This is a genomic window from Saccharothrix deserti (assembly GCF_009769385.1).
Lineage (GTDB): Bacteria > Actinomycetota > Actinomycetes > Mycobacteriales > Pseudonocardiaceae > Actinosynnema > Actinosynnema deserti.
The window spans coordinates 196,070-215,802 of record NZ_VKAB01000018.1; the positions used below are offsets into that span (position 1 = coordinate 196,070).

Below are 19,733 nucleotides of genomic sequence, written 5' to 3' on the forward strand. Positions count from 1 at the left end.
GGAAGCGGTCACGTGCCGCCGTGCGCGGGCAGCGGCGAGCCAGCATTCCGGCCATGGACTCAAGCGCCTACCGGCGACTCGCCGACGACCTGCGCGCCGTGCAACAGGGCGTGCAACAGGGGATGGCCGAGATCCGGGCGACCGCCGACTCGCCGGACGGCCTGATCACCGCCACCGTCGGCGGGCGCGGTGAACTCCTCGACCTTGAGCCGAACCCGCGCGTCTACCGCGACAGCGCCGCCGTCGGCCGGCAGTGCGTCCAGGACTACGTGCTCGCCGACCGCACGGGCGCCGGCGCGTTCGGGGGGTAGGACATGGCCGTCGCGCAGCCGTCCAGTGAGCTCGGCCTGTGGCCCAGGGTCGCGGAGGCCGTCGGCACGGGCGTCGCGTTGACCGGCAACGCCGTGCAGGCGATCCCCGACACCTTCGTCGCAGCCCTCAAGGGAATGTCATGACGCTGCCGTTCGTGTTCGACGTGCCGCCGCAGTTCACCCCGCTCGACCTGGCGGCCGAACCGGCGGACCAGGCGGACCGGGTGGACCGGACCCCGCGGATGATCGCCGACGTCTGGCCCGCCGCCACGGCCGCGCAACGTGCCGCCCTGACCTCCGCGCAGGAACTCGTGGTGGAGCAGCTGCGCCAGGGCGGTGTGCGTTACGCGGCAACGGTCCTGGAGCCGGCGCACCCGACCACGGGCCTGTTCACCGTTGCCCTTCACCCGACCAGCGACCACGACCCGCTGTCCGCGCTCGCCGCCGCCGTGCGACCTCTCGCGGCCAACGTGCGTGCCATCGACATCCCGCTGGGTCGGGCGTTGATCATCGCGCAGGACTCCGCGGTCGCGGGCCGGCGCGTCCGCCAGTTGCAGGTGGCGGTCCACCTCACAGCCGACGACGCGGTGGCGGTGTTCGGCATCGCGACCGAGCACCTGCACGAGTGGGAGACCTACGCCCTGCACCTGGCCCGGGTCGTGAACGGCGTGCGGTCGCGCCCAGGCTCACCTCTCCGAGCCACCCCCGGCCAAGGGCAGGGGTTGTAGCCGAGGGCATCCTTTGAGGGCGGTCCTTACCCGGCCAGCTTCCGCACGACGTACCGGGCGTCACGTCCGACGCCCCGCAACGTCGCCGACGACAGGCTGCGCTGCCACTCCAGCCCCACGAAACCGAGCCCGCGGTGGGTGGTCGACAGCCCGCCGTGGTGCCGGGCGAAACCGCCGGAGTCCAACGCGCCCGACGACTCCAGGTAACCCAGGTCCGGCCGGTAACCGGTGGCGAGCACGAGCGCGTCGACCCGTTCCCGGCTGCCGTCGGCCCACGTGACCGTGTCGCCGTCGAGACCGGTGAACATCGGCCGCCGGTCCGGCCGCCCCGCGTCGACCGCCGCCCGGTAGACCCCGACGTCCAGCACGGGCGTGGAGAACTGCTTCGGCAGCCACCGGCCGATCGGCACCACGTCCACCCCGGTCACCGCCCACCACCAGTGCACGTCCCGTCCCAGCGGGCGTTGGCGGGCGAACCGGATCGGCTTGCGCGTGGCCAACGTGACCCGTGCGTCGGCCGCCAGTTCGCACGCGATCTGCACCGCCGAGTTCCCCGCGCCGACGACCACGACCCGCTTTCCCCGGTACGCCAACGGGTTCACGTAGTCGGCGGCGTGGACCACCGACCCGGTAAACGTGTCCAACCCCGGCAACGCCGGGCGGTAGGGCCGGCCGAACCCACCGCTGGCCGCGATCACCCGCCGGGCACGCAACCGCTCGCCGTCGACCGACACCACCTCGAACCCGCCATCACCGGCGACGACCTTCTCCACCCGGAATCCCGTGCGCACGTCCACGTCGAGCCGGTCGGCATACCGGGCCAGGTAGTCCACCACCTCGTCCCGCCCCGGATAGCGTTCCGGGTCGCCGTCGAACGCCAACCCCGGCAGCGCGCTGTACCGGGCGGGCGAGAACAACGTCAGGCTCTCGTAGTACCGGGCCCACGACCCGGTCGACCGCTCCCCCGCCTCCAGCAGCACGGGCACGCCGCCCGCCGCCTTGACCGCGTGCGCGGCGGCCAGACCGGCCTGACCGGCGCCGATCACCAGCACCTCAACCATCGACATAGGTCGATAGTATCGGAGATTCGCGAAATGACGATACGTCTGGGATCGTAGGCACCGTGGTCGAACTGGGCGAGACCTCCCGCCGCTTCCTCAAAGCCCTGGCCGGCGAGACCAGGCAGCAGCTGATGCTGGAGTTCGCCGGCAACGCGGAACTCACCGTCGGCCAGGTGGCACAACGTGCGGGCATCGCCCAGTCCACCGCCTCCGAGCAGCTGTCACTGCTGCGCCAAGGCGGCCTGCTCACGTCCCGGCGCGACGGCAAGACCGTCTACTACCGCGCCGATCCGACCGGCATCACGGCCGCGCTCGGCGAACTGCAAGCCCACTTGACGACGTGCTGCCCGCCGAACAGCGGGTAGCCTTTGCACACGTGGGAGATCACGACAGGCCAGGGGTGGCGTTGTTCGAGGTGTCCGAGGCGCGAGAAGAGCTGGCCAGGCTTCGACCTGTGCTCGCCGAGATCGTCGCGGTCCGCGCCGACGCCGCCGAACTCGCCGCCTCCCTGCACGACGGCGGACCGCCCACCGACCTCGGCGGGTTGCCCGAGCTCAAGGCCGCGCAGGCCCGGCTCGACGACCTCATGACCACGGTGCAGGCGACCGGCGCCGAGCTGAAGGGGTTCGCTCCCCTGCTGATCGACTTCCCGTCCGAACTCGACGGCGTCCCCGTCCTGCTGTGCTGGCTCGAAGGCGACGAAGGCCTGGAGTGGTACCACCGCGCGGACCTGGGGTTCGCCGGACGACGTCCGCTGAAGTGACGATCCGCACGGGACGATGACGTCACGGCGAACAGAGGAACGCGGGTAACCGCAGCGCGCGCGTCAGTCGGTCGTCGGCCCGGTCCCACTCGCCCCGGTGCAGGAACACCCTGGCCAGACCGCGGCAACTGCGACGGCCGGTCGAGCGCGTGCCCGAGCAGCCGGCTCGTGGTGCGCCAGTCGACCGCTAGAAGGTGATGCTCCAGCCGTCGATCCTGCCGGTGTCGTACGTGAAGACGTCCTTCACCTGCAGCTTCCACGTGCCGTTCTTGTTCTCCGACGACGTGTCCACGGTGAACGTCTCGTGGATGCCGTCCGGGGAACTCACCCCATCGGGCTTGCGCAGCACGAACACCGCGCCGCTCGGACCCACCAGGTCCACCGCCAGGTCGGCGGTGTACGGGTGCACGATGTCCACCTTCACCGCGGTCGAGGCCGTGCCGCGACCGTCGCAACCGGACACGGCGATGCTCGACGTCACGGCCTGTCCGGCGTCCGGGATCGCCACGTCGTCGGTGCTCGAACCACCCTTGCAGGTCGGCGGGTTCGGGTCGCCGCCGCTGATGAACGCCGTGTGCAGCAACCTGTCCGGTGAGCCCGAACCCCCGTCCTCGACCACGCCGGTGGTGGCGTTGTCGGTCAAGGCCTTGGCCACGTCCGCCGGGGTGGCCGCGGTGTTGGCCGCCAGGTACAGCGCCGCCGCGCCCGCCACGTGCGGTGTCGCCATCGAGGTGCCGTTGAGCGGGCGGTTGCCGCCGTCGTTCCAGGTCGAGGTGATGTCCGAGCCCGGCGCGAAGATGTCGGTGCAGCTGCCGTAGTTGGAGAACGAGGACCGGTTGTCCGAGTTGTCGCTCGCGTTGACCGTGATCGCCTCGGGGGTGCGGGCGGGCGTGGTGTCGCACGCGTCGCGGTTGTCGTTGCCGGCGGCCACCGCGAAGGTGATGCCCGCCGCGATCGTCTTCTTGACCGCGTCGTCCACTGAGGACTTGCCCGGACCGCCGAGGCTCATGTTCGCCACGGCCGGTTTGACCGCGTTCTTCGCCACCCAGTCCAAGCCGCCGATGATCTGCGACCACTGGCCCGCGCCCATGCAGTTGAGCACCCGGACGCCGACCAGCTTCACGCCCTTGGCCACGCCGTAGGTGGTGGAGCCGAGGGTACCCGCGACGTGCGTGCCGTGACCGTGGCAGTCGTCCGCCACCGCGTCGTCGTCGATGAAGTCGTGGCCGTCGACGGCCCGGCCGCCGAAATCGGCGTGCGCCTTGTGGATCCCGGTGTCGATGACGTACGCGGTGACGTTGGCCGCACCGCCGGCGTAGGTGTACTTCGCGTCGAGCGGCAACTTCTTCTGGTCCACCCGGTCCAGGCCCCAGGTCGGGTTGTTCTGGGTGTCGGTGGCGTGCGCGGTGCCGTCCTGCTCCACGTACTCCACGGCCGGGTCGGCGGCGACCCTGCGCGCCTGCTCCTCGTTCATCGCGGCGGAGAAGCCGCGCAGCGTGGCGGTGTAGGTGAGCTTGACCCGACCGCCGTACCTGGCGGTCAGGTCGGCCGCGGCGGCTTCCGTCTGCGGTGCGCTGAACCCCTGGTCGCGCAGCACGACGATGTAGCTGTCCTTCACCGCGCCCGGCTGGTCGGCGCCGCGGATGTCGCCCCGCTTCCCCGCCGCGCCATCGTGGGCGGTGTGACCGTGGCCGACGGCGGTCAGCACCAGGGCCGCCGTGGCCAGGCAGGCGGTGATCACCGGTCGCCGGATCGCGCGATCACCTCGCATCGGTCGTACTCCGGCCGCGCTGATCTCCGGACCTCGACGGGCTCGCATGGCCTTCGGGCTACCCCGGCCCATGATCGGTCATGCGCCGGGGGCTGTCACTGGATCGGGGGAACGGCCACGCCGGCTGCCCCGGTAGGCCCGCTCCCGCGCCCTGGTGAGCACGGCGGGAACCAGGTCGAGTCCCGGCGGCCGGTTCCGGATCGGGTCGAGCGCGGGCAGGTCGCGGTCGACGTCCAGCGGCCGGGCGACGAGCCTGCCGACCGGCCGCCAGGGTCCGCCGACCTCCAGCGTGAACCCCAGTTCGTCCGGCAGGTCGGCCAACGCCGCCGAGCCGGTCCGGCCCGGATCGGGCACGGCGGCCAGCCACACCAGGCGACCGCGCCGGCGGAACGGGGCGATGCTGCCGTAACGGCCGCTCGACCACGTCCGGGCGGGCAGGGGCAGCACTCGGGCGAACGACGTGGACAGCAGCACGTCCCAAGGTCCCGGCAGCCGGAACGCCAACCCGAGCACGTCGGGCAGCCCGCCGGGCGTGCCCGCGCCCTTGGACAGCCGACCGATCACGTCGGTCTCCCCCAGCGGCAGCGGCAACGCGGGGTCGAAGGTCGCGGTCACCGTGCCCTCGAACCACCGGCCGCGCGGGTGGACCGCCCTGGCGTCCCGTGCGTCGGCCAGCGCGCGGAACGCGGTTTCGACGACGTCAGGCACTGCGGGCATTCGGGTTGCCCTTGAGCCCCGGACCCAGCATGAAGTTCGCCGCGCTCGCCTTGTCCACCAGCACCCCGTAGAACCACAGCACGGCGTACAGCTGCGTGGTCGAACTCATGCGGATCACCTCGCCTGTGAAGGTGGTTTCCGCTCGACTACCCCCTGATCACCACCCGAAACGGCCCGACCGTCGCCACCCGAAGCGACCCGACCGTCACCGTCCGGCATGGCCCGCCCATCGCCATCCGAACCAGCCCGCCCGTCACCACTCGGCACCGCCCGCCCGTCACCACCCGCCGCAACCCGACCATCGCCACCCGAAGCGGCGCGCCCGTCGACCCGCGAAGCAGTCCGCCCCTCACCACTCGGCACGGCCCGCCCGGTCGCCGCCGACGCCACGTCCGGGTAGCGTGGGAACAGCCGGTCAAGATCGGTGCGTTCGAACACCCGCCGCACGTGCGGCGGCACGGCGGCCAGCCGCAGCCAACCGCCCGAGCGCTGCGCCCGCGCCCTGGTGCGGACCAGCGCGCTCATGGCCTGGGCCCCGCAGAACGCCACCCCGGACATGTCCAGCACGATCCGGTCGCGCCCCTCGGTCACCAACCGGTCCATCCGGTCCAACACCCGACGCGCGCCCGCCAGGTCCAGCTCCCCGGTCGCCACCACCACCGCGCACCCCGTCCGGTGGGCCTCGACCGACAACGCCAGCATTCCGATCCCTTTCACGCCACCCGGCAGTACTCGTCGTCGCCCGCCCAGCTCAAGGTGAGCAGCAGCCCTTCCCTGGTGGACCAGGGACATATCCGCACCTCGTCCTGGCCGGTGGCCACCATCAGCGCCTCCGCGACCAGCGCGCCCGCCAGCGACTGCTCGGCCCGGTGCGGGGAGATGCCGGGCAGTCGCGCGCGTCTGGGCGCGGGCATCCGGGCCAGTCGGGGTATCCACGCGCGCAGGTCGGTCAGGCGCAGGAAACGCGGCACGAACGGCCCGTCGTGCTGCGGTCTGGCCCCGGCCAGCCGCGCCAGCTGCTGGAACACCTTCGAGCAGCCGACGGCCCGGTGGTCGGCGACGGAGGTGCCGTCCAGCGCCGCCACCACCTGGTCGTGCACCAGGACCTGCTCACGGGCCAGGCCGCGGTGGTCGCGCGGCGCGGTCCGGTCGAGAGCCGGCCGCCGGGTCAGCGTGCGGGCGCCGAACGGCAGCGAACGCACCAGCGACGGCTCGGCGTCGTCACCCGCCGCGAGTTCCACCGTGCCGCCGCCGACGTCGAGCACGAGCAGCGCGCCGACGTGCCAGCCGAACCAGTGCCGCGCGGCCACGTAGGCCAGGCGCGCCTCCTCCTGTCCGGGCAGCACGCGCAGCTGCGTGCCGGTGCGGCGGGCGATCTCGGCGATCACCTGATCGGCGTTGGTGGCATCGCGGATCACGGAAGTCGCGAACGGGACGACACCCACGACACCGGCCCGTTCCGCGATCCGGCGCGCGGTGCGGACAGCGGTCACAACCTGTTCCACGCCGTCCGGGCCGAGTCGGTTGTGCGGGTCGAGGGCCCGGTCGAGGCGGAGCCGGGTCTTGTGCGAGACGACGGGGTGCAGCGGGGAGCCCGACACGACGAGGAGGTGAGCGCTGAAGCAGCCGATGTCGAGCACCCCGACCTGACCTGGCCGTCTGGACATACGTCACCACCAACCGCGAGTGAGAGGTACCGGGGGGAGTGCCCACGAGCACATCGGGTGAAACCGGATTGGGTGATCCGACCGGGGGTAGTTCACCCACCATGAGTGCTTCTGAGAGGCCCTTGGCGGTGGTGACCGGCGCGTCGAGCGGGATCGGGTTGGAGCTGGCGAAGGTGTTCGTCGAACACGGCTTCGACCTGGTCGTGGCGGCGGAGAACGACGTGGTGGAGGACGTGGCGCGGGAGTTGGGCGAGGGTGGTGCGCGGGTCGACCCGGTGCGGGCGGACCTGGCCACGTTCGAGGGCAACGAAGACCTCGTCGCGGTGGTCGAGGGCGTCGGGCGACCGGTGGACGCGTTGGCGGTCAACGCCGGTGTCGGTGTCGGCGGTGACTTCGTCGACGACAGCGACCTGCGATCGCACTTGCGGGTGGTCGACCTGAACATCAAGTCGGCCGTGCACCTGGCGAAGCGGTTGGTGCCGGGGATGGTGGAACGCGGTGCCGGACGGGTGCTGTTCACCTCGTCGGTGGCCGCGACCGCACCCGGACCGTTCCACTCGGTCTACGCGGCGTCGAAGGCGTTCCTGGCGTCGTTCTCGCAGGCACTGCGGGAGGAGTTGCGGCACAGCGGGGTGACCGTGACGGCGTTGATGCCGGGACCGACGGACACCGACTTCTTCCGCCGGGCGGGTATGACGGACACGAAGGTCGCCACCGGGCCGAAGGACGATCCGGCCGACGTCGCGCGGGCCGGGTTCAACGCGCTGATGGCGGGCGACGACCACGTGGTGGCCGGGTCGCTGCGCACCAAGGCGCAGGCCGCCGCCGGCCGGGTCCTGCCCGACCCGCTGAAGGCGCGGGCCGTGCGCGGTATGACCGAACCCGGCTCGGCCGGCTCCGGCTGGTGACGCGGGAGGGCTCAGGACTCCGGGTTTCCGGCCTCTGGCCTCCCCGGTTCGACGCTGTCCGGTTCAAGGCTGTCCGGTTCAAGGCTGTCCGGCTCGACGCTTGCGGGTTCGGGACTTTCCCGCTCCGCCGGCACGTCCCCGATGAGCTCGCGGTACTCGTCCACTTCCCGCGGGGTCGGGTCGATGGGCGCCTCTTCGGCGATCTCGTCCGGGTCGACCGGCTCGCCCACCGGTTCCTCTGGTGCGCTCATGCCCGCCGGTTACCCGGTGTGCACCTGCTCGAACGGGGTAACCGGCACCGTGACCATCCACGCCAGACGAGATGTCCCAGCCCTGCCCGACCTTGTCTTCAACGCCGCCGCGGACCCGGCCCGGCTCGCCGCGTGGCTGCCCGCCCCGTACCAGGTCATCGGCCGTGCGGACGACGTGCTGATCCTCCGGCAGCACGACGACCCGTACCAGGTGAGCCTGGCCGCCGACTACGACCGGCTGCTGCTCACCTGGGAGCCGCTGGCCGATCACGGCTGCCGGGGCTCCCTCCGTGTCTCGCTGGCGGGCGTGGCGAGCAGCGTCGCCGAGCTCCGGGTGGACGGCTGCTCCGACGACCAGCTCCCGTCGCGCCTGCTCGAAGCGCTCGCAAATGAGGTTGAGCAGAACCTCACCGCGGGCTGATCATGCACCGGTGGACATCCGCCCCGCCCGGCCGGACGAGCTGCCGCTGCTCCCCCCGATCGAACGCGCCTCCGGTGAACCGTTCCGCGATTTCGGCATGCCGGAGATCGCCGACGACGACCCGATGCCGCTGAGCACCCTCGAACACCTGCACGTCTGGGTGGCCGCCGACCCCCGGCCGGTGGCCTGGGTCGCGGTCGAGGTGGTGGACGGCGCGGCGCACGTCGAGCAGATCAGCGTGCACCCCGACCACGCCCGGCGCGGTATCGGCGCGGCGCTGCTCGACCACGTCGAGGACTGGGCCGCGACGCGCGGTCTCGAAGCGTTGACCTTGACCACTTTCCGCGACATCCCGTGGAACGGCCCGTATTACCGGCGGCTCGGATTTCACGAGGTAGGGGACCTGTCGCCGGGCCTGCGAGCCGTCGTCGCGGCGGAAACCGCACGTGGTCTGGACCCGGCGACACGCGTTTGCCTGCGCAGACCGCTGCGCGGGGGCGTTTGAGCGAGATACTGAACGGGCAGACCTCCCGCCAGCAACCGTTCGGAGGGTCCCCCGGTGGTCGACTTCGTGCACGAGGCACTGCTCTACCGCGACGACGAGCAATATCTCGCGGGCACCGTGCCGTTCGTGCGCGACGGGCTCGCCGCGGGCGAGCCGGTGCTGGTGGCCGTGCCGCAACGGGGCATCGACCTGTTGCGCGGTGCGCTGGGCAGGCAGGCCGAGCAGGTCGAGTTCCTGGACATGAGACGAGCCGGGCGCAACCCCGGCCGCATCATCCCCGGTGTGCTGGCCGCGTTCACCGACAACGCGGCCGACACGGCGGCCTCGGGCCGGGTGCGGATCATCGGCGAGCCGCTCTGGCCGGAGCGCACCGAGCTGGAGTACCCGGCGTGCGTGCAGCACGAGGCGTTGATCAACACCGCGTTCGAGGACCGTCCGGCCTGGATCCTGTGCCCGTACGACACGGCGAACCTCGCGCCGGAGGCGCTGCGCGACGCGGAGGCCACCCACCCGATCATGGTCGAGGGCGAGCGGCGCAGGCGGAGCGACGGCTACCGCGAGCCGTTCCTGATCACCGAGGAGTTCAACCGGCCGCTGCCACCGCCGCCTGCCGACGTGCTCGTCCGCCGGTTCGACCTCGACAGCCTGGGCACCACCCGGCGGCTGGTGGCCGGGTTCGCCACCGACGCGTCCCTGACCGCGGACCACGTCGAGGACCTGGTGCTCGCGGTCAACGAGCTGACCACCAACAGCGTGGTGCACGCGGGCGGCTCCGGCACGCTGCTGCTGTGGCGCGAGGGTGGCGTGGTGGTGTGCGAGGTGCGTGACGCGGGCCGGCTCGCCAACCCCATGGTGGGCAGGCGCAACCCGGGCGCGAGCGGGCGCGGCGGGTACGGCGTGATGCTGGTGAACCTGTTGTGCGACTTGGTGCGCGTGCACACCGGCGAGGACGGCACCGCGATCCGCGTCTACGTCGGCTGATCTCCCGGCTGGACCACCCGGCTGGACCACTCGGCCGACCGCCCGGCTGGCGCTGTGATGAGGGCGTTGCCCGGCGTCACCCGGGTGCCACCGGCCCGTCACGCCCGCGTGGTTGCCTGGAAGGCGATGAGCACCGACCAGCTGAGCCCGTTGGACGTCGCCTTCCTCTGCCTGGAGGACGACCACAACCCGATGCACCTGGGCGCGGTGGCGACGTTCGCGCCGCACACCCCCGTGCACCCGGCGCGGATCGTGGCGCTGCTGTGCGAACGCGCGGCCGAGGTGCCCGCCCTGCGCCGGCACGTCCGCGCGTCCTGGCTGCCGCCCGGCGGAGCGTCGTGGGTCGACGACCCGTGCTTCACGCCCGAGGACCACATCCAGGGCCACCACCTGCGCGGTCGTGGTGACGAGGAGCGGTTCGCCGCGCTGGTGTCGCAGCTCATGGCCCGGCCGCTGGACCTGTCCCGCCCGCCGTGGGAGCTGCACGTGATCACCGGCCTGGTCGGCGGCCGGTTCGCGGTGGTGGTGAAGCTGCACCACGCGTTGTGCGACGGGATGAAGGCCGTCGGCCTCGGCCTGCGGCTGTTCGACGGCATGGACCGCGACCTGCCCGTCGCACCGGAACCCGAGGTGAAACCGGGGCTGGTCGGCTCGATCCGGGACATCGCCCGCACCGCCGGCATCGCGTCGGACGTGCTGCGCAGCACCCGCCCGCCGGTGCGGCACTCACCGGTGGTGACGCGGTCCGACCGGCCCCGTCGGGTGGTGATGGCGCGGCTGGGCGTGGACGAGGTGCACCGGGCGCGGCGCGTGCACGGCGGCACGCTGAACGACGTGCTGCTGGCGCTGGTCACGGGCGCGCTGCGGCAGTGGCTGCTGGCGCACGGCTGCGCGGAAGAGGGCTCGACGCTGCGCGCGTTGATCCCGGTGACCCGGCGCGGCGCCTCGACCGCGGGCAACCGGATCTCCGGGTTCCTGTGCGAACTCCCGGTCGGCGAGCCGGACGCGGCCGTGCGGCTGCGGGCCGTGCGCGAGGACATGGACCGGCACAAGGCGGCGGGCACCGAGCGGGGCGCGGGCGCGTTCCCCCTGTTGGCCGAACGCATACCGCCGGTGCTGCACCGGATCGCCGCGCCGTTAGCGGGCCTGTGCGCGCCACTGCTGTTCGACGCGCTGGTCACCAGCGTGCACCTGCCGTCGATCCCGCTGCGCCTGGACGGCGCCGAGCTGCGCGAGGTGTACCCGGTCGCGCCGGTGGCCGCCGGGCACGCGGTGGGCGTCGCGCTGTCGGCGTACCGAAGCGGTGTGCATGTGTGCTTGCACACCAACCAACCGTGGATGGCGGATTCGCGCTGGTTGCAGACCGCTCTTCGGACGGAACTCGCCGCGCTGCACCGGCGTCACCCGGCAGAATCGGCCAGGTGACTCCCGCACTTCTGCTCGCCCACGGGGCCGGTGGCACCGTCCGCGCGAACTTCAGCCCGCTCATCCCGAAGCTGTCGCGCAAACGCAAGGTGCACGCGGTGGACTTCCCCGGCTCCGGCACCACGCCACGTGCGACGGGGCCGCTGGAGTTGGACGACTTAGCCGACCGGCTGGTGGCCGCCGCCGACGGCGAGGAGCGGTTCGCGATCATCGGCTTCTCCTTGGGGTGCGCGGTCGCGGTGCGCGCGGCCCAGCGGCACCCCGAGCGGGTCACGGCCCTGGTGCTGACCGCCGGGTTCGCCCGCGTCGACGACGAGACCAGGGCGCGGATGCTGGAGTGGGGTCGGCTGCTGGGCGGCGACCGCACCACGTTGGCCCGCTACCTCATGTCGCTGGTGCTGGGCGAGCCGTTCCACCGGCGGATGACCGCCGAGCAGGCCGAGGGGTTCCTGGAGCTGATCGCGCTCACCATCCCGCCTGGCACGCCCGACCAGATCGACCTGGTGCAGCGCATCGACCTGCGCGACGAGCTGCCGTCGTTGGCGGTGCCGACGCTGGTGATCGGCACCAAGCACGACCGGCTGGTCGCGCCCGGCACCACGCGCGCGTTGGCCGACCTGATCCCCGGCGCGCGCTGGGCGGAACTGGACAGCGGCCACGCGCCCGCGATCGAGGCGCCCGCCGAGTGGTTCCGGCTGATCGAGGAGTTCCTGACCTCCCTACCCTGACCGACCCAACACACAACCACCACACAACCACGTGTGTCCTACCTCCAGCGCACGTGTGTCCTACGTTCAGAGCACCCGAGTTGAACGTTCAGAGCACCCGAGTCCTCGAACGGTTCGCGGGGGCGGCCGGTTTGCAGGTCGTCCGGTCGGGCTAACCAGGCCTCATGACCAACACGCTCGTCCTCGACGTGGACGGCACGCTGGTGGACACCAACTACCACCACGCGGTGGCTTGGTTCCGCGCGTTCCGCCGCTTCGACATCACCGTGCCGACCTGGCGGCTGCACCGGGCCATCGGAATGGGCGGCGACAAGCTCGTCGCCGCGGTCGCGGGTGAGCACGTGGAGCGCGAGCACGGCGACGACCTCCGCACCGCGTGGGAGGTGGCGTTCGAGCCGATGCTGGCCGAGATCCGGCCGTTGGAAGGCGCCCACCGCCTGATCGCCGCGGCACTGGGGCAGCAGTTCACCGTGGTGCTGGCGAGTTCCGGCAAACGCCACCACGTGGACCACTACCTGAAGCTGATCGACGCGTCCGGCATCACGTCGACGTCCTCGGACGACGTCGACGCGAGCAAACCCGCGCCGGACCTGATCGAGGTGGCGTTGCGGCGGGTCGACGGCAGCGGACGTGGCCGTGCCGTGGTCATCGGCGACTCCGTGTGGGACTGCGAGGCCGCGCGGCGGATCGGACTGCCCTCGGTGTGCCTTCGCACGGGTGGTTTCGGTGAAGCCGAGTTGCGGGAAGCCGGGGCGTCGGCAGTCTACGAAGAACTCGACGAATTGCGGGCGGACCTCACCGACCTGCCGATGGCGTAGGAGGAAGCGTGCGGATCGGCTACACCCTCATGACCGAGCAGGCCGGACCACGCGAGTTGGTGGAGCACGCGGCGCTGGCCGAGCAGGCCGGCTTCGACTTCGAGGTGATGAGCGACCACTACTCGCCGTGGCTGGACGAGCAGGGGCACGCGCCATATGCGTGGAGCGTGCTCGGCGCCGTCACGCAGGCGACGGATCGGGTCGAGCTGATGACTTACGTGACGTGCCCGACGGTGCGGTACCACCCGGCGGTGGTGGCGCAGAAGGCGGCGACCGTGCAGTTGTTGTCGGGTAACCGGTTCACCCTGGGCATCGGTGCCGGTGAGAACCTGAACGAGCACGTCGTCGGGCGCGGGTGGCCGCCGGTGAACGTGCGGCACGAGTTGCTGCGCGAAGCGGTGGAGATCATCTCGCAGCTGTTCGACGGCGGGTACGTCAACTACTCAGGTCAACACTTCCGGGTGGATTCGGCGAAGCTGTGGGACCTGCCCGAGCAACGCGTGCCGATCGCGGTCGCGGTGTCCGGTGGGCAGTCGGTGCGCACGTTCGCGCCCCTGGCCGACGCGATGGTGGCGACCGAGCCGGACGCGTCGTTGAGCCAGGAGTGGGACGTCTTCCAGGGCGGGCGGTCGCGCAAGATCGGGCAGCTGCCGATCTGCTGGGACCGGGACCGGGACAAGGCGGTCCAACGGGCGCACGAGCAGTTCCGGTGGTTCGCGGGCGGGTGGAAGGTCAACTCGGAGCTGCCGGGCACGGCCGGGTTCGCCGGTGCGACGCAGTTCGTGCGACCGGAGGACGTGGCCGCCCAGATCCCGTGCGGGCCGGAGGTCGGGCCGGTGGTGGAGGCGGTCGGCAAGTTCCGCGACGCCGGGTTCACCGATTTGGCGCTGGTGCAGATCGGCGGCGACCACCAGCCGGAGTTCCTGGACTTCGCCAAGGGCGAGCTCCTGCCGGCCCTGCGTTGACGCTCGCACCCAGTCGCTCTTCGGGATCCGGCCGCATCCGGCGGACCGGACTCCCACCGAATTGTCGGACCCCGCCGGCAGAATAAAGATCAGGGGACCCCCTGGCGGGGACTCCTGCGAAGCATTCCCACTGCGACCGGCGGCTCTACTGCGACCGGCGGCTCTGCGGATCAGGCCGGACGGGGCTTATCGGACCCCGACTCAGCGCCGGCCAACCTCGCCTCGGTCCTTCGACGGCGGTCCGACCACGGTCGGCGTGACCGGTGTCGGGATGTTCGTCGGGGCGGCGTTGACCGGCGTTTCCGGACGGGGCTTCGTGGTGGTCGTCGTGGTGGTGGTGCGCGTGCTGTCGTTCGCACCATCGTCGCCGCCGTCCCCGTCGGCGCCGCCGTCGTCGTCTCCACTGCCGGCCGGTGGGGGCTGCACCGGAGCGCCTTGCACCACGGTGACCGTGGAGGCCGACGGGACACCCGGCACCGCGACCCCCGTGCTCGGGGACTCCTCGGCGACCGGATCGGCCACCTCGCTCGTCGTGGTGCGCCCGGCCGGCTCACCGGCCCCCGGCTCAGTCGTGTCCCGGAACGTCACCAGGGTCACCAACGTCAACGCCGCAGCGGCAGCCACCGCCCCGCCCAGCAGCACCCGGCTGTTGGTCTTGCGCTTGGGCTCCGTCGCCTCCGGCCGCTCCACCACCGCCACCTCGACCAGCGGCGACAGCCCGACGCTCGCCCGCTGCGCCTCGTCGAGCAGCCGCTCGCACTCCGCCGCCGACGGCCGCCTGGCCGGGTCCGACGCGGTCATCGCGGTCAGCACCGCGGTCCACGGCTCGGGCAGGTTGGCCGGGATGCGCGGCTCCCGGTGCAGTCTGGACAGCGCCGCCTCCGTGTCACCGCCCGGGTACTCGGGCCGCCCGGTCAGGCACTCCAGCAGCACCAGGCCCAGCGCGTAGACATCGGCGGCGGGCAGCACGTCGCCGCCGCGCACCTGCTCGGGCGCGAGGTAACCGGCGGTGCCGACGAGTATCCCCGACTTGGTCAGGCGGGTGTCCTGGGCTTGCAGCGCCAGCCCGAAATCGGCCAGGTACGCGCGCCGCCCGGCGGTGTCGAGCAGGATGTTCGACGGCTTCACGTCCCGGTGCACCACGTCGTTCGCGTGCACGTGGGCCAGCACGCCGGCGATCTGCGACCCGATCGCGGCCACGACCTCGGGCGACATCGCGCCACGCATCCGCCGGCGCAGCGTGCCGCCGTCGATCGGCTGCATCACGAAGTACGGGCGACCGCGGTAGCTCCCGGTGTCGTACACCTCGACCAGGCCGGGGCAGCGCATCGCGCCCAGCACCTGCGCCTCGCGGTCCAGCCGGATCCGGTCCTCACCGGAGGCCGAGCCCTGGAAGAACTTGATCGCGACCTTCCGGTCGAGGCGGGTGTCGAACGCGCGGTACACCTCGGCCATGCCGCCGGACCCGTACAGGCCGCCCAGGGCGTACCTGCCGTCGACCACCTGTCCGGTCAGGTCACCGTCCCACATCCGGTTGAACCTCCGCTGTGTCGACGACGCCGGCCCGGACGCCGGAAGCTACCGGCCGCGAGGCCCTGCCAGCCACCCCGTTCGCCGTTCCGAACCCACTTACCCGTAGCGCCGGCACCACAAACCACCGATGTCTTCGGGTTCCCGAACCCGTGTCGGACCGCCGCCCGGTGGGTACCTCCGCGGCATGACCGAACGCGAGCGCGAGCCCACGATCAACGAGTTCATCGACGACCCGGCCGCGAAGGTCGACGCCCTCGGCGAGGTGAACGAGGTCAGGCCGGCGCAGTACGGCGACGACCCGGACGAAGAGTACGAGCACGGGCCCGCGGACGGCGGCGAGCCAACCGCCTGAACACCGAAGATCACCCAATCAGGCGATCTTCGGTGCACGAACGTTGGAACGTTTGCCACTTACGGTGCGGCGGTTGCGCAGGGCGTGGTGGGCGGGGTCGTGGTGGTCGTCGGCACGGTGGTCACCGGCGGGCCGGACGCGGCCGGCCGGGTGCCGCTGCACAGGTGCGACTCCACCCGGCGGTCGGCCGAGTCGCCGTGCGCGAACACGACGTACTCGGTGCCTGGGTACAGCCGGATACCGCACAGCCCGCCGCTGGTCGACGTGATGACGTTCACCCAGCGCGGCACGTCGCCCTTGTACTCGGTGTGGACGGCGACGGCGTACCGGTACTTGTCGTCGTGCGGCGACGCGGGGTCGCCCGCCTCCACCGCCTCGCTGATCACGACCCCGGAGAACACGTGCGCCGCCCGCTGGTAGCGCTCACCCTCCGTGCTGGGCACGCAGCTGCACGCGCTGGCCGGGCTGGTGAACACGGCGGTGAGCAGAGCGGCGGTGACGGTGACGACACCGGCCGCATGCACTAAGAATCGTAGGCGCGCCAAGGAATCCCCCTAGTGGACAGGGAACGGCGGCGGTGCCTGCCCAGCGTACGGTCGGACGTGCGGGGCCGGCCAGAGCGCGCACGCCTGCGGAATCCGACGAACGCCCAACGGCCAGCCCGGCGGCCAGGCCTTGGACATTGTGTACAACCTGCAAAAACCATTCGCCGGATTGGACACTGTCTTCCCCCTACCGCCCGGTCGATGCTCTGACCATGCCCGCCTTCACCGGCCACGTCGAGCCGGCCGAGGGCCGGGACGTGCCGGAAGGAGCGCCCAAGTGACGACGACGCCGTACTGGGTCGCGGGACAGCCCGCGACCAGCGAGGACCTGGTCGAGATCCGCACCCCGCACGACGGCGCCCTGGCCGGCCGCACGTCCAACGCCACCGCCGAGGACGTGGAACGGGCCGTCGCCGCCGCGCACGCCGTCGCCGGGGACTTCGCCGACCTGCCCGCACACGCCCGCGCAACGGCGCTGGACCACGTGTCACGGCGGCTGGCCGAACGGGCCGACGAGGTCGCCGCGCTCATCACGGCCGAGTCCGGCAAGCCGGTGAAGTGGTCGCGGATCGAGGTGACCCGCGCGGTGTCGACGTTCCGGTGGGCGGCCGAGGAGGCACGCCGGTTCTCCGGTGAACTCCAGCGGCTCGACACCGACCCGGCCGCGAACGGCAGGCTGGCGTTGGTGCGGCGGGCGCCACGCGGCCCGGTGCTGGGCATCGCGCCGTTCAACTTCCCGCTGAACCTGGTGGCGCACAAGGTCGCGCCCGCGTTGGCGGTCGGCGCGCCGATCGTGGTCAAGCCCGCGCCGGCGACACCGCTGGTGGCGCTGCTCCTGGGTGAGCTGCTCGCGGAAACCGACCTGCCCGCCGGGTCGTGGTCGGTGCTGCCGGTGCCGAACGAGGTGGCGGGCGGCCTGGCCGAGGACCCCCGGCTGCCGGTGGTGTCGTTCACCGGTTCGGGTCCGGTGGGCTACTCGATCCTGGACCGCGTGCCGCGCAAGCACGTCGTGCTGGAGCTGGGCGGCAACGCGGCGGCCGTCGTCTGTCCTGATTGGACGGACCTGGACCGGGCCGCGCAGCGGATCGCCACGTTCTCGATGTACCAGGGCGGGCAGTCGTGCATCTCGGTGCAACGCGTGTACGCCCACGAGGACGTGTACCCGGCGTTGGCCGAAGCCGTGGTGGCGCACGTGCGCAAGCTCGGCACCGGCGACCCGACCGACCCGGCCACCGACGTCGGCCCGCTGATCAACGAGGCCGCCGCGCGGCGCGTCGAGACGTGGGTGGACGAGGCCGTGGCGGCGGGCGCGCGGCTGCTGACCGGCGGCCGGCGCGAAGGCGCGACCTACGAGCCGACCGTGCTGGCCGACGTGCCCGCGGACTGCAAGGTGGTGGACGAGGAGGTGTTCGGCCCGGTCGTGGTGCTGGACTCCGTGCCGTCGGTCGAGGAGGCGTTCGACCGGGTCAACGCGTCCCGGTTCGGTTTGCAGGCGGGCCTGTTCACGCACGACGTCCGGTTGGCGTTCCGGGCCGCCAAGCGCCTGGCGGTCGGCGGGGTGATCGTGGGCGACGTGCCGAGCTTCCGCGCCGACCAGATGCCCTACGGCGGGGTCAAGGAGTCGGGCACCGGCCGCGAAGGGGTGCGCGCGGCCATGGAGGACCTGACCGAGCAGCGGGTTCTGGTCCTCACCGACCTGGAGCTGTAGATCTTGACGCCCGGCGGCGGCGTCCGCATCCTCGTGGCATGCCGGTCACGATCCGGGACGTCGCCCGCCGGGCGCGGGTGTCGGTCCTCAAGGTGCGTTCGACCACCGCACCGCCGGGATGACCGTGCACGCCGTCCTCGCGATCGCCGCCGACCCGGCCGCGGCCCTCGACGCCGCACGGCGGCTGGTGCGGGCCGCCCTGAACGATCCCGCCCTGAACGACCCTCAACTGGACGATCCGGCCCGCACCACCGACCACGACGCCGTGCTCCTGACGCACCCGCCGTCGCACCGCTTCCCCGTGCGGCTCACCGAAGCCGTCCACCGGCACAACGACTCGGTCGCGGCACCGATCCGGTTACGAGTGGTCATGGCCGGCGAGGTCGTCGAGGCCCTGGCCGTGCTCGACTCGGACGCCCTCCGCTCCGCGCACGCGGCGTCCAGCCGGCCGGTCACGATCGCGGTGACGGACAGCTACCTCCGCGATCAGCCGATCGCCGATCCCGACCGTCACCGGGCCGTCGGAGTGCCCGGCCTGGCGGAGCCGGTCTGGCTGCTCGACGCCCGCGTGCCGGACGTGGAAGCCCTGTTCCACGCGCTGATGGCGGTGCCGTCGATGCGGACCGAGGGCGACCGCCGACTGGTGCTGGGCCTGTTGCCGCCCGCCATCGCCGCCGCCGTGCCGCATCACCCGATCGCCGCACTGCACGTGAGCGGGCTGCTCCAGACGTGCATCGAGCACGAGCACGGCTTGAACGCCCTGCGGCACGCTTTGCACGTCGTGGAAGGTGAGGATTCCACACCAATGCGACGATTCGACACTCTTTTGAGCACGGAATCCAACCTCGAGGAGTGAGCGGAAATCCGTAACGTGGAGCCCGGAATAGAGCGATGCTGAAAGGAGTTGGACACTGGGCGCAGACCGCTCGAACGGGGGACCACCGATGGTCCATGCGGACGACAACGGCGGCCGAGGGTTGCTCATTCCCCTTGTCGACGTGTTGAGCCGCGTGCCGACCCTGACCGATCGCGCCGGTCGGAACCTGGTCATCCGGATGATGTCCGCAGAATTGCGGGAAACTCTCGTGGTCGAGGAGCACCCGACCACGACCGGACACCTGTTCAGCCTGGCCGAAGTGTGCCAGCAGAGCCCTGAACGATTATCGGCACTGGTCAGGATCGTGAGTCGGTTCGAGCAGGGCTCGCGGGCGATGGTTGAATTGCGCCGGGTCATCGCCGAACTGACGCCGTTGGACCTGTTCCCGACATCCGAACGAGCAAGGCTGTTCACGTTGCTGGCTGGCGTAGTCGTGCCCGACATCGCGGACATCTACCGCGTCGTCGCCGGCCCGACCGCTCCCGGCCTGTTCGGGCCGACCACCTACTTCGAGGTGTTCCGGGTGCTGGAGACGATGAACGCCAGGCCGGACGGCGTGCCGCGCCCGCTGGTGTTCGTGGAGCACATCGCGGCACGGGTGCGCACCGAGTTGGCCATCGAGCTGCACCGGTGGAACGAGGCGCAGGCCAGGTCGATGAACCTCCTGGACGAACTGGCCGCCATCCGGAAGGACCTGC

At 71.8% G+C, this 19,733-nt stretch carries 25 protein-coding genes and 1 pseudogene; 17 read left to right on the forward strand and 9 right to left on the reverse strand.

Going from position 1 to position 19,733, the window contains the following annotated elements; genetic code table 11:
• The first annotated feature begins 53 nt into the window (after positions 1 to 53).
• Genes FM051_RS29115 through FM051_RS29125 form a run of 3 tightly spaced genes read left to right on the forward strand, consistent with a single transcriptional unit; the run spans position 54 to position 1,039 of the window.
• Positions 54 to 311 carry a YbaB/EbfC family nucleoid-associated protein gene (locus FM051_RS29115; RefSeq protein ID WP_158848873.1) on the forward strand — a complete coding sequence of 86 codons (258 nt, stop codon included), beginning with the start codon at positions 54 to 56 and terminating at the stop codon, positions 309 to 311.
• 3 nt (positions 312 to 314) lie between these two features.
• The gene (locus FM051_RS29120) at positions 315 to 455 is read left to right on the forward strand and encodes a hypothetical protein (RefSeq protein ID WP_158848875.1); all 141 of its coding nucleotides are present in this window, start codon (positions 315 to 317) and stop codon (positions 453 to 455) included.
• The gene (locus FM051_RS29125; RefSeq protein ID WP_158848877.1) at positions 452 to 1,039 is read left to right on the forward strand and encodes a hypothetical protein; all 588 of its coding nucleotides are present in this window, start codon (positions 452 to 454) and stop codon (positions 1,037 to 1,039) included. The genes FM051_RS29120 and FM051_RS29125 overlap by 4 nt, the downstream gene beginning before the upstream one ends.
• A gap of 26 nt (positions 1,040 to 1,065) precedes the next feature.
• Here FM051_RS29125 and FM051_RS29130 read toward each other — a convergent pair whose 3' ends face one another.
• Complete coding sequence (locus FM051_RS29130; protein ID WP_202919076.1) at positions 1,066 to 2,100, reverse strand: flavin-containing monooxygenase; 1,035 nt, start codon at positions 2,098 to 2,100, stop codon at positions 1,066 to 1,068.
• Between the two features lie 62 nt (positions 2,101 to 2,162).
• Here FM051_RS29130 and FM051_RS29135 point away from each other — a divergent pair, with 62 nt between their 5' ends.
• Positions 2,163 to 2,465 (forward strand): ArsR/SmtB family transcription factor, encoded by a 303-nt coding sequence (locus FM051_RS29135; protein WP_202919068.1) that lies wholly within the window; start codon positions 2,163 to 2,165, stop codon positions 2,463 to 2,465.
• 35 nt (positions 2,466 to 2,500) lie between these two features.
• Positions 2,501 to 2,863 (forward strand): DUF2203 domain-containing protein, encoded by a 363-nt coding sequence (locus tag FM051_RS29140; protein ID WP_158849018.1) that lies wholly within the window; start codon positions 2,501 to 2,503, stop codon positions 2,861 to 2,863.
• 187 nt (positions 2,864 to 3,050) lie between these two features.
• On the opposite strand, the gene FM051_RS29145 is transcribed toward FM051_RS29140, so the two are convergent.
• From FM051_RS29145 to FM051_RS29160, 5 genes are all read right to left on the reverse strand, one after another.
• Positions 3,051 to 4,634, reverse strand: coding sequence for a S8 family peptidase (locus tag FM051_RS29145; RefSeq protein ID WP_158848881.1), 1,584 nt, complete (start codon positions 4,632 to 4,634; stop codon positions 3,051 to 3,053).
• A gap of 78 nt (positions 4,635 to 4,712) precedes the next feature.
• Positions 4,713 to 5,351: a hypothetical protein gene (locus tag FM051_RS29150; RefSeq protein WP_158848883.1), complete on the reverse strand. Its 639-nt coding sequence runs from the start codon at positions 5,349 to 5,351 to the stop codon at positions 4,713 to 4,715.
• A complete protein-coding gene (locus FM051_RS53310) occupies positions 5,335 to 5,460 on the reverse strand; it encodes a hypothetical protein (protein ID WP_274383747.1) in 126 nt (41 codons plus the stop codon). Before FM051_RS53310 ends, FM051_RS29150 begins: the two co-directional genes overlap by 17 nt.
• Before the next feature lie 5 nt (positions 5,461 to 5,465).
• Positions 5,466 to 6,068 (reverse strand): STAS domain-containing protein, encoded by a 603-nt coding sequence (locus FM051_RS52105; protein ID WP_238412725.1) that lies wholly within the window; start codon positions 6,066 to 6,068, stop codon positions 5,466 to 5,468.
• Positions 6,065 to 7,018, reverse strand: a complete 954-nt coding sequence (locus tag FM051_RS29160; protein WP_158848885.1) for a Ppx/GppA phosphatase family protein — start codon at positions 7,016 to 7,018, stop codon at positions 6,065 to 6,067. Before FM051_RS29160 ends, FM051_RS52105 begins: the two co-directional genes overlap by 4 nt.
• A 101-nt stretch (positions 7,019 to 7,119) precedes the next feature.
• On the opposite strand from FM051_RS29160, the gene FM051_RS29165 reads away from it, so the two are divergent.
• Positions 7,120 to 7,926, forward strand: a complete 807-nt coding sequence (locus FM051_RS29165; protein WP_158848887.1) for an SDR family NAD(P)-dependent oxidoreductase — start codon at positions 7,120 to 7,122, stop codon at positions 7,924 to 7,926.
• An 11-nt stretch (positions 7,927 to 7,937) separates the two neighbouring features.
• On the opposite strand, the gene FM051_RS29170 is transcribed toward FM051_RS29165, so the two are convergent.
• On the reverse strand, positions 7,938 to 8,177 hold the full coding sequence (locus FM051_RS29170; RefSeq protein ID WP_158848889.1) for a hypothetical protein: 240 nt from the start codon (positions 8,175 to 8,177) through the stop codon (positions 7,938 to 7,940).
• Between FM051_RS29170 and FM051_RS29175 the strand changes: the two genes are divergently transcribed.
• The 7 genes from FM051_RS29175 to FM051_RS29205 all read left to right on the forward strand — a co-directional run bounded on the left by FM051_RS29175 (position 8,176) and on the right by FM051_RS29205 (position 14,020).
• Positions 8,176 to 8,598, forward strand: coding sequence for a hypothetical protein (locus tag FM051_RS29175; protein ID WP_158848891.1), 423 nt, complete (start codon positions 8,176 to 8,178; stop codon positions 8,596 to 8,598). The two genes, FM051_RS29170 and FM051_RS29175, sit on opposite strands and share 2 nt — an antisense overlap.
• Entirely contained in the window at positions 8,567 to 9,103 is a 537-nt protein-coding gene (locus tag FM051_RS29180; protein ID WP_202919069.1) for a GNAT family N-acetyltransferase, read from the forward strand. The genes FM051_RS29175 and FM051_RS29180 overlap by 32 nt, the downstream gene beginning before the upstream one ends.
• 54 nt (positions 9,104 to 9,157) lie before the next feature.
• Complete coding sequence (locus FM051_RS29185; RefSeq protein WP_158848895.1) at positions 9,158 to 10,084, forward strand: sensor histidine kinase; 927 nt, start codon at positions 9,158 to 9,160, stop codon at positions 10,082 to 10,084.
• A gap of 126 nt (positions 10,085 to 10,210) precedes the next feature.
• The gene (locus tag FM051_RS29190) at positions 10,211 to 11,509 is read left to right on the forward strand and encodes a wax ester/triacylglycerol synthase family O-acyltransferase (RefSeq protein WP_158848897.1); all 1,299 of its coding nucleotides are present in this window, start codon (positions 10,211 to 10,213) and stop codon (positions 11,507 to 11,509) included.
• The gene (locus tag FM051_RS29195) at positions 11,506 to 12,237 is read left to right on the forward strand and encodes an alpha/beta fold hydrolase (RefSeq protein ID WP_238412726.1); all 732 of its coding nucleotides are present in this window, start codon (positions 11,506 to 11,508) and stop codon (positions 12,235 to 12,237) included. The genes FM051_RS29190 and FM051_RS29195 overlap by 4 nt, the downstream gene beginning before the upstream one ends.
• Before the next feature lie 164 nt (positions 12,238 to 12,401).
• On the forward strand, positions 12,402 to 13,055 hold the full coding sequence (locus FM051_RS29200) for an HAD family hydrolase (protein ID WP_158848899.1): 654 nt from the start codon (positions 12,402 to 12,404) through the stop codon (positions 13,053 to 13,055).
• Between the two features lie 8 nt (positions 13,056 to 13,063).
• Positions 13,064 to 14,020 carry an LLM class F420-dependent oxidoreductase gene (locus tag FM051_RS29205; protein ID WP_158848901.1) on the forward strand — a complete coding sequence of 319 codons (957 nt, stop codon included), beginning with the start codon at positions 13,064 to 13,066 and terminating at the stop codon, positions 14,018 to 14,020.
• A gap of 201 nt (positions 14,021 to 14,221) precedes the next feature.
• Here the strand turns inward: FM051_RS29205 and FM051_RS29210 are convergent, their stop codons facing one another.
• Positions 14,222 to 15,550 carry a serine/threonine-protein kinase gene (locus FM051_RS29210; RefSeq protein ID WP_158848903.1) on the reverse strand — a complete coding sequence of 443 codons (1,329 nt, stop codon included), beginning with the start codon at positions 15,548 to 15,550 and terminating at the stop codon, positions 14,222 to 14,224.
• A 187-nt stretch (positions 15,551 to 15,737) separates the two neighbouring features.
• Here FM051_RS29210 and FM051_RS29215 point away from each other — a divergent pair, with 187 nt between their 5' ends.
• Positions 15,738 to 15,905 carry a hypothetical protein gene (locus FM051_RS29215; RefSeq protein ID WP_158848905.1) on the forward strand — a complete coding sequence of 56 codons (168 nt, stop codon included), beginning with the start codon at positions 15,738 to 15,740 and terminating at the stop codon, positions 15,903 to 15,905.
• Positions 15,906 to 15,964: 59 nt separating this feature from the next.
• Here the strand turns inward: FM051_RS29215 and FM051_RS29220 are convergent, their stop codons facing one another.
• Positions 15,965 to 16,429: a hypothetical protein gene (locus FM051_RS29220; RefSeq protein WP_238412727.1), complete on the reverse strand. Its 465-nt coding sequence runs from the start codon at positions 16,427 to 16,429 to the stop codon at positions 15,965 to 15,967.
• A 298-nt stretch (positions 16,430 to 16,727) separates the two neighbouring features.
• Here FM051_RS29220 and FM051_RS29225 point away from each other — a divergent pair, with 298 nt between their 5' ends.
• From FM051_RS29225 to FM051_RS54045, 3 genes and pseudogenes are all read left to right on the forward strand, one after another.
• Entirely contained in the window at positions 16,728 to 18,158 is a 1,431-nt protein-coding gene (locus FM051_RS29225) for an aldehyde dehydrogenase family protein (RefSeq protein WP_158848909.1), read from the forward strand.
• A gap of 118 nt (positions 18,159 to 18,276) precedes the next feature.
• The gene (locus tag FM051_RS29230) at positions 18,277 to 19,014 is read left to right on the forward strand and encodes an effector-associated domain 2-containing protein (RefSeq protein WP_158848911.1); all 738 of its coding nucleotides are present in this window, start codon (positions 18,277 to 18,279) and stop codon (positions 19,012 to 19,014) included.
• A gap of 88 nt (positions 19,015 to 19,102) precedes the next feature.
• Positions 19,103 to 19,663: pseudogene (locus FM051_RS54045) on the forward strand (effector-associated domain 2-containing protein); the annotation flags it as partial.
• Positions 19,664 to 19,733: the final 70 nt, after the last annotated feature.

Bases quoted from the DNA above. Each gene is read 5' to 3' on its own strand.
- FM051_RS29150 (WP_158848883.1), bottom strand. From the start codon at position 5,351: ATGCCCGCAGTGCCTGACGTCGTCGAAACCGCGTTCCGCGCGCTGGCC.
- FM051_RS29230 (WP_158848911.1), top strand. From the start codon at position 18,277: ATGACCGTGCACGCCGTCCTCGCGATCGCCGCCGACCCGGCCGCGGCC.
- FM051_RS29215 (WP_158848905.1), top strand. From the start codon at position 15,738: ATGACCGAACGCGAGCGCGAGCCCACGATCAACGAGTTCATCGACGAC.
- FM051_RS29145 (WP_158848881.1), bottom strand. From the start codon at position 4,634: ATGCGAGGTGATCGCGCGATCCGGCGACCGGTGATCACCGCCTGCCTG.
- FM051_RS29160 (WP_158848885.1), bottom strand. From the start codon at position 7,018: ATGTCCAGACGGCCAGGTCAGGTCGGGGTGCTCGACATCGGCTGCTTC.
- FM051_RS29200 (WP_158848899.1), top strand. From the start codon at position 12,402: ATGACCAACACGCTCGTCCTCGACGTGGACGGCACGCTGGTGGACACC.
- FM051_RS29115 (WP_158848873.1), top strand. From the start codon at position 54: ATGGACTCAAGCGCCTACCGGCGACTCGCCGACGACCTGCGCGCCGTG.
- FM051_RS53310 (WP_274383747.1), bottom strand. From the start codon at position 5,460: ATGAGTTCGACCACGCAGCTGTACGCCGTGCTGTGGTTCTACGGGGTG.
- FM051_RS29130 (WP_202919076.1), bottom strand. From the start codon at position 2,100: ATGGTTGAGGTGCTGGTGATCGGCGCCGGTCAGGCCGGTCTGGCCGCC.
- FM051_RS29170 (WP_158848889.1), bottom strand. From the start codon at position 8,177: ATGAGCGCACCAGAGGAACCGGTGGGCGAGCCGGTCGACCCGGACGAG.
- FM051_RS29180 (WP_202919069.1), top strand. From the start codon at position 8,567: ATGAGGTTGAGCAGAACCTCACCGCGGGCTGATCATGCACCGGTGGAC.
- FM051_RS29125 (WP_158848877.1), top strand. From the start codon at position 452: ATGACGCTGCCGTTCGTGTTCGACGTGCCGCCGCAGTTCACCCCGCTC.
- FM051_RS29120 (WP_158848875.1), top strand. From the start codon at position 315: ATGGCCGTCGCGCAGCCGTCCAGTGAGCTCGGCCTGTGGCCCAGGGTC.
- FM051_RS29210 (WP_158848903.1), bottom strand. From the start codon at position 15,550: ATGTGGGACGGTGACCTGACCGGACAGGTGGTCGACGGCAGGTACGCC.
- FM051_RS29175 (WP_158848891.1), top strand. From the start codon at position 8,176: ATGCCCGCCGGTTACCCGGTGTGCACCTGCTCGAACGGGGTAACCGGC.
- FM051_RS29165 (WP_158848887.1), top strand. From the start codon at position 7,120: ATGAGTGCTTCTGAGAGGCCCTTGGCGGTGGTGACCGGCGCGTCGAGC.
- FM051_RS29190 (WP_158848897.1), top strand. From the start codon at position 10,211: ATGAGCACCGACCAGCTGAGCCCGTTGGACGTCGCCTTCCTCTGCCTG.